Consider the following 5478-nt stretch of genomic DNA (forward strand, 5'->3'; position numbering starts at 1 on the left):
GTTAAAAACCTACCCTTGTAAGCACCCCCTAGCCCCCTCTCCCGCACGCGAGGCGAGGGGGAATCCTTCAATTTGATATCGGATCTCCCCTCGCCCGCCGCAGTGGGAGAGGGGTCGGGGGTGAGGGGGCTAAAACCTACCCAACAACTGATCCTCAACTTCTATTGATAACTTGCTGCTAATTGAAGGCTTGCTTGGGCCGCACCCTCAAAATCACCAAGCAATTCAAAGGCTTGCCGCGCTGCATTGAAATTCGCCCGAGCAGCAGCTAAATCGCCTTGCAATACCCAAGCTCGCCCCAAACCAAGTTGGCGCAATGGCGTTGGCTCTAAGGTTAACGCTCGTTGATACAACACAACTGCTTCTGAGCCAGCCGCCATAATCAAGGCATGGTAGCCTGCCATTTCGGCATAGCGGGCAGCTTCGTGGGCTTTGCCAGCCGCTTCGTAATGGCTTGCCAACTGCACAGCAACCATCGGCAACATGCCTGCATAGCTCTCGGCTAGCGCTTCGGCAGCTCGCCGATGGAATACTTGGCGACGAGCAGGACTCAGCTGCTGCTGCCAAACTTCGCCAATTAATGGATGGGCAATTTGATACTGGCCCGCTTGCTCGGCCAAAATACCTTGCTGTAATAGCAGATCAAGCATATCGAGTGCTTGATCTTCGGCGCAATGACTGACTTGTTGGAGCAGTTCCAGCCTGCTGTTGATGCCCAAAATCATGGCAGCAGAGAGCAAGGCTTGGGCGGCACTTGGCAGGTTGGTTAAGCGCAAACCCACCACATCGGCCAGCGAGCTAGGAATTTGCTCGCTTGGAGCATGTAATAGCTCATGTAAAAAGTAGGGATTACCGCGACTGCGCCGATACAGTTGGGCACTCCGCTGTTGATCGCCGCCTTGTTGCAATACCAATTGCTCGCTTTCGCGTGGGCTGAGCGGCTGTAGTTCATGGCGTTGGGCGATATGGTTGCGTTGCCAATGCCAGATTAAATTTGCCAATTCGCCCTGTACTTGGTTGGCGCGATAGGTCAAAATGATCAGCACAGGTTTGGATTGTAAGCGCTCGGCGGCATAACCCAGCCAGCCCAGCGAAAGTTGATCGGCCCAATGCGCGTCATCGAGCACCAATACCAATGGCTGATCGGCAAACAGCGCCAGTACTTGCAACATGGCCTCGAAGATGCGGCGGCGTTCTTCGGCAGGCGTGGCATTGCTCAGCGGCGGAATAATCTCGCGCTGTTTGAAATCGGGAATCAAGCGAGCCAATTCGCTTTGCCAGTAGGGCGATAGCGGCGATTGCGCTCCAAACAGCCAATCAAGCAGTGCGGTTTGGTCAGTCCATGCCAAAAAGGGCGCGAATGGCAGCAATTGGGTAATTTCCAGCCCACGGGCAACCACAACCTGATGCCCCTCGCGAATTTGGCCTAGCCATGTTTGCCATAAACTGGTTTTGCCAATGCCCAACTCACCAGTGAGCAATACCACTTGAAGTTGGCCTTGCAAACTGCGTTGCCAAGCAGCATGCAACAGCGCATAATCCGGCTCGCGGCCAATTAATTTGCTGGTATTGCGCGGCGTTGGCAGATGCGGCGGCTTGATTGTTGGATTTGTGGAAGTACCGAGAATTTGCAGACGCAAGGCTTGAGTGGCGGCGGCTGGCTCTAAGCCGAGTTGTTGCTCAAGCTGATGTTGGAAATTGGTGTAGTGCTGTAAGGCATTGGCCCGTTGCTCAAGCGCCAAACAAGCCTGAATCGCCGCTTGAACGAATGGTTCGTGCAGCGGGTCAACGCCCAAACCATGATTGGCAAGTTGCAGTTTTTGTTGCTGATCATTGGTTGTTTGTAAGGCTTGCTCAAGCAGTTGGAGATAATGCTGCAGCAGCCGATTGCGCTCGTGCAACAACCACAATTCAAACTCTGGCGCATCGCGTACATTCAGGCCATCAAGCAACGGGCCACGATAACAATTGAGCAAGGTTGCGTGATCAGGCTGATCCAATTGCCACAGTGCCTGCAGATCGCTCCAAACCGCCTCCCCCAAACTCAGCCTATCGTCATGGCTAAGGATGCAGCTCTCGCCAAGCTGTTGGCGCAACTGCCAAAGACAATTGCTCAGGTTCTTTCGCGCAGCACTACTGCTACTTTCAGCCCAGAGCAAGCCTAAAATTCGTTCACGCGGTTGCGGTTGATTGTGACATGCCAAATAGGCCAACAGCGCCACAGCCTTGGCATTGGTCACATGGATTGCCGTTTGGTTGTAAACAATTTGGGGCTGCCCCAAAAAATAGCAGTGTAGATCCATCGCCAATTCCCAAGCCAAAGTCACCTAGCAACCATTTTAAACCAAAATCACCGAATGTCGGAATCGATTTGGGAAACCAAACGGGAAAGCTGCCAACGATAATCAAACCAGCAATCACAATTTAGTGCTGGAGCAAGACCCATGACCACCACAACCACTGGCAAACTTCAAGTTGGCGACCAAGCCCCGCGCTTTCGCTTGCCCAACCAAACTGGAGCACTTATCGATTTAGACGATTTGCTAGGCAAAAAGCATATTGTATTGTTCTTCTACCCCAAAGATGATTCGCTGATTTGTGTCGCCGAAGTTTGTGCGTTTCGCGACCAATACGAGGTGTTCAAGCAAGCGGGAGCCGAAGTGATTGGCGTAAGCAGCGATTCAGTTGAGTCGCATCAGCAATTTGCCGCCAAACATCGCCTGCCCTTTACCTTGCTGAGTGATGGCGATAGTGCTGTGCGCAAGGCCTATGGGGCGACGACCTTGGGTATTTTTAGTGGCCGTGTCACCTATATTATCGATCCACAAGGCACGATTCAGCATATTTTCTCATCGCGCTTGAATGCCCAAAAACACATCGACGAATCATTACGCATTTTGCAACAAGCATAGGATTTGGAGGATTAAGTTTATGACAACTGCAACTGCTGGCAAATTAGCCGTTGGCGATCAAGCCCCAACTTTCAGCCTGCCCAACCAAACTGGCCAACTCGTCGATTTACAAAGTTTGCTTGGCCACAAGAAAATCGTCTTATTTTTCTATCCCAAGGATCATTCGGCTGGCTGCGTGGCCGAAGTATGTGCCTTTCGCGATCAATATGAGGTGTTCAAGCAAGCGGGAGCCGAAGTCATTGGTATCAGCAGCGATTCGGTCGAGTCGCACGAAAAGTTTGCTGCTAATAATCGTTTACCATTTACCTTGCTGAGTGATCGTGATGGTACGGTGCGCAAACTCTATGGGGCAACCACTTTAGGCATTTTGGCAGGCCGGGTCACCTATATTATCGACCACCATGGCACAATTCAGCATATCTTTTCATCATTGCTGAACGCCAACAAACACATTAGCGAAGCGCTGCGCATCATCAAAGAAGCTTAAGGTGATGTGGCTATAGGCTATTGATCGTTGGCTATCGGAGTTTGATTGGAACTACCAATAATTATTCCGCTAGTCAATAACTGTAATGGTTTATCGCATTAACAACCGCCAGCGTTCCCTCACCCCCTTACCCACAGGCGAAGCGAGGGGGAACCGCTCTAGGAATGCTCCTCTCGCCCGCCGTGGGCGAGGGGCTGGGGGTGAGGGCTTGTTACAATGACAGCTAGTCCCTGACCCCTGACCCCTCATCGCTAACGCGGGCAGCAATCGCCTGCTATAATACCGAGTATGAGTAAACCTGAGTTGGTGTCGTTGCCAAATGTTCCACGCCGCCGTCGTTTCTTTCGCGTCGCGTGGTTTTTTGTGCGCTTAGTTGCCCATATTATCGTCTGGGATTTGTTGCTCGGACGGCAGTTTTGGTTTCGCTGGTACGCGGATCGCACGCGGATCGAGCGCTATCGGCGTTTTTCGCGGCGCTTCCGCGATTTGGCGATCGATCTTGGCGGCGTGATGATTAAGCTTGGGCAATTTGCTTCAACTCGCGTCGATGTGTTGCCGCCAGCCGTGGTTGAAGATTTGATCGGCTTGCAAGATGAAGTTTCGCCCGTACCATTTCGCTTGATTCAAGCCACAATCGAACACGAATTAGGCCAACCACTCGATCATATTTTTAAAACTTTTGAGCGTGAACCAATCGCTGCTGCGTCGTTTGGCCAAGTGCATTTCGCCACGCTGCACAACGATCAGCCGATTGCCATCAAAATTCAACGCCCACAAATTGAGCAATTTGTTGAAATCGATATTGCTGCACTGCGCTGGGTTGCTAGTTGGATGCAATATTATGGCCCAATTCGCCGTCGCACCGATTTACCAGCGCTGATCGAAGAGTTTTCGCGAATTACTCTGCGCGAACTCGATTACCTAAGCGAAGCTGATCACGCCGAGCGCTTTCAGCGTAATTTTGCTGGCAACGATCATATTTATGTGCCAAAAATTCAGCGCGATTATTCAACTGAACGAATTTTGGTGATGGAGCGAATCGAGGGCATTAAAATTTCGGAATATGCGGCGCTCGATGCAGCTGGAATAGATCGGCTGGATTTGGCCGAAAAGCTTTATTTGGCCTATTTGCAACAATGCTTTACCGATGGCTTTTTTCATGCCGACCCACACCCAGGCAATTTGTTTGTGCGGCCTGTCGGCGAGCGCTTGGCGAATGGCAAACAACCCTTTGTAATCACCTTCCTCGATTTTGGCATGGTCGATTCAATTCCCCAAAGCGTGATGGATGGCCTCGCCACGATTGCAGCTGGCGTGGTAATGCGCGAACCACAACGTATGATCGATGGCGCACGCTCGATTGGCGTGGTCATGCCCAATGCCAATGATCAACAATTACGCCAAGCCTTGGAAATTTGGTTTTCCTATACCTATGGCCGCACAATTCGCGAGTTGCAACAAATCGATGTTGAGGGTTTTGTCGGCGGATTAAGCGAATTGCTCTATGATTTGCCGTTTCAGTTGCCTCAATCATTACTCTTTTTGGGACGCACGGTAGGGATTATCGGTGGCGTGGCGGCTGGTTTAGCGCCCGATTTTGATATTTTCAGCGTGACTAAACCCTTTGCCTTACGCTTTATTCGTGAGCAAACCAGTGGCCGCGATCTGCGCGAACGGGTAATTAACGAAGGCCGCGAATTAATTACCGACCTCAGCCAAATTCCGCGCCATGCCAAACAATTTTACGTCAAGGCTGCTCAAGGCGATTTGCAAGTGCGCACCGAAATTGTCAAACTAGAGCGCACCACCAAACGAATCGAGCGGGCATTGAGCCGTCTTACCGCAGGGATTGCGGCAAGCGCCTTGATCATCAGCGCGAGCATTCTCCAAGCCCAACAGATTTATAGCCCTTGGATGTGGTGGTTGGCTGGTGGTTTGTTGATTTGGTCATTGTTGCCACGCTTCAATCAAAATTAATCGAGCGCCTTGCAAGGATCGGTTTTCGCTGCGAACCATCCCACCATGACGATTGGAACACCCCTCCCCCACTGCGGCATTTAAGGGCGGACAGGGACGCAC

General features: G+C 51.5%; 4 protein-coding genes. 3 read left to right on the plus strand and 1 reads right to left on the minus strand.

Going from position 1 to position 5478, the window contains the following annotated elements; all coding sequences use genetic code 11:
- Positions 1 to 161: 161 nt before the first annotated feature.
- Complete coding sequence (locus DEF47_RS14950; protein WP_287045211.1) at positions 162 to 2327, minus strand: ATP-binding protein; 2166 nt, start codon at positions 2325 to 2327, stop codon at positions 162 to 164.
- Positions 2328 to 2444: 117 nt separating this feature from the next.
- On the opposite strand from DEF47_RS14950, the gene DEF47_RS14955 reads away from it, so the two are divergent.
- From DEF47_RS14955 to DEF47_RS14965, 3 genes are all read left to right on the plus strand, one after another.
- On the plus strand, positions 2445 to 2912 hold the full coding sequence (locus DEF47_RS14955; protein ID WP_012192244.1) for a peroxiredoxin: 468 nt from the start codon (positions 2445 to 2447) through the stop codon (positions 2910 to 2912).
- A 19-nt stretch (positions 2913 to 2931) separates the two neighbouring features.
- Positions 2932 to 3399, plus strand: coding sequence for a peroxiredoxin (locus DEF47_RS14960; RefSeq protein WP_012192243.1), 468 nt, complete (start codon positions 2932 to 2934; stop codon positions 3397 to 3399).
- A gap of 288 nt (positions 3400 to 3687) precedes the next feature.
- Positions 3688 to 5376 carry an ABC1 kinase family protein gene (locus DEF47_RS14965; protein ID WP_012192242.1) on the plus strand — a complete coding sequence of 563 codons (1689 nt, stop codon included), beginning with the start codon at positions 3688 to 3690 and terminating at the stop codon, positions 5374 to 5376.
- Positions 5377 to 5478 lie beyond the last annotated feature (102 nt).

It is taken from the genome of Herpetosiphon sp. (genome assembly GCF_003512625.1).
GTDB classification, from domain to species: Bacteria; Chloroflexota; Chloroflexia; order Chloroflexales; family Herpetosiphonaceae; genus Herpetosiphon; species Herpetosiphon aurantiacus.

Coding starts and splice junctions, on each gene's coding strand:
- DEF47_RS14955 (WP_012192244.1), top strand. CDS start 2,445: ATGACCACCACAACCACTGGCAAACTTCAAGTTGGCGACCAAGCCCCG.
- DEF47_RS14965 (WP_012192242.1), top strand. CDS start 3,688: ATGAGTAAACCTGAGTTGGTGTCGTTGCCAAATGTTCCACGCCGCCGT.
- DEF47_RS14960 (WP_012192243.1), top strand. CDS start 2,932: ATGACAACTGCAACTGCTGGCAAATTAGCCGTTGGCGATCAAGCCCCA.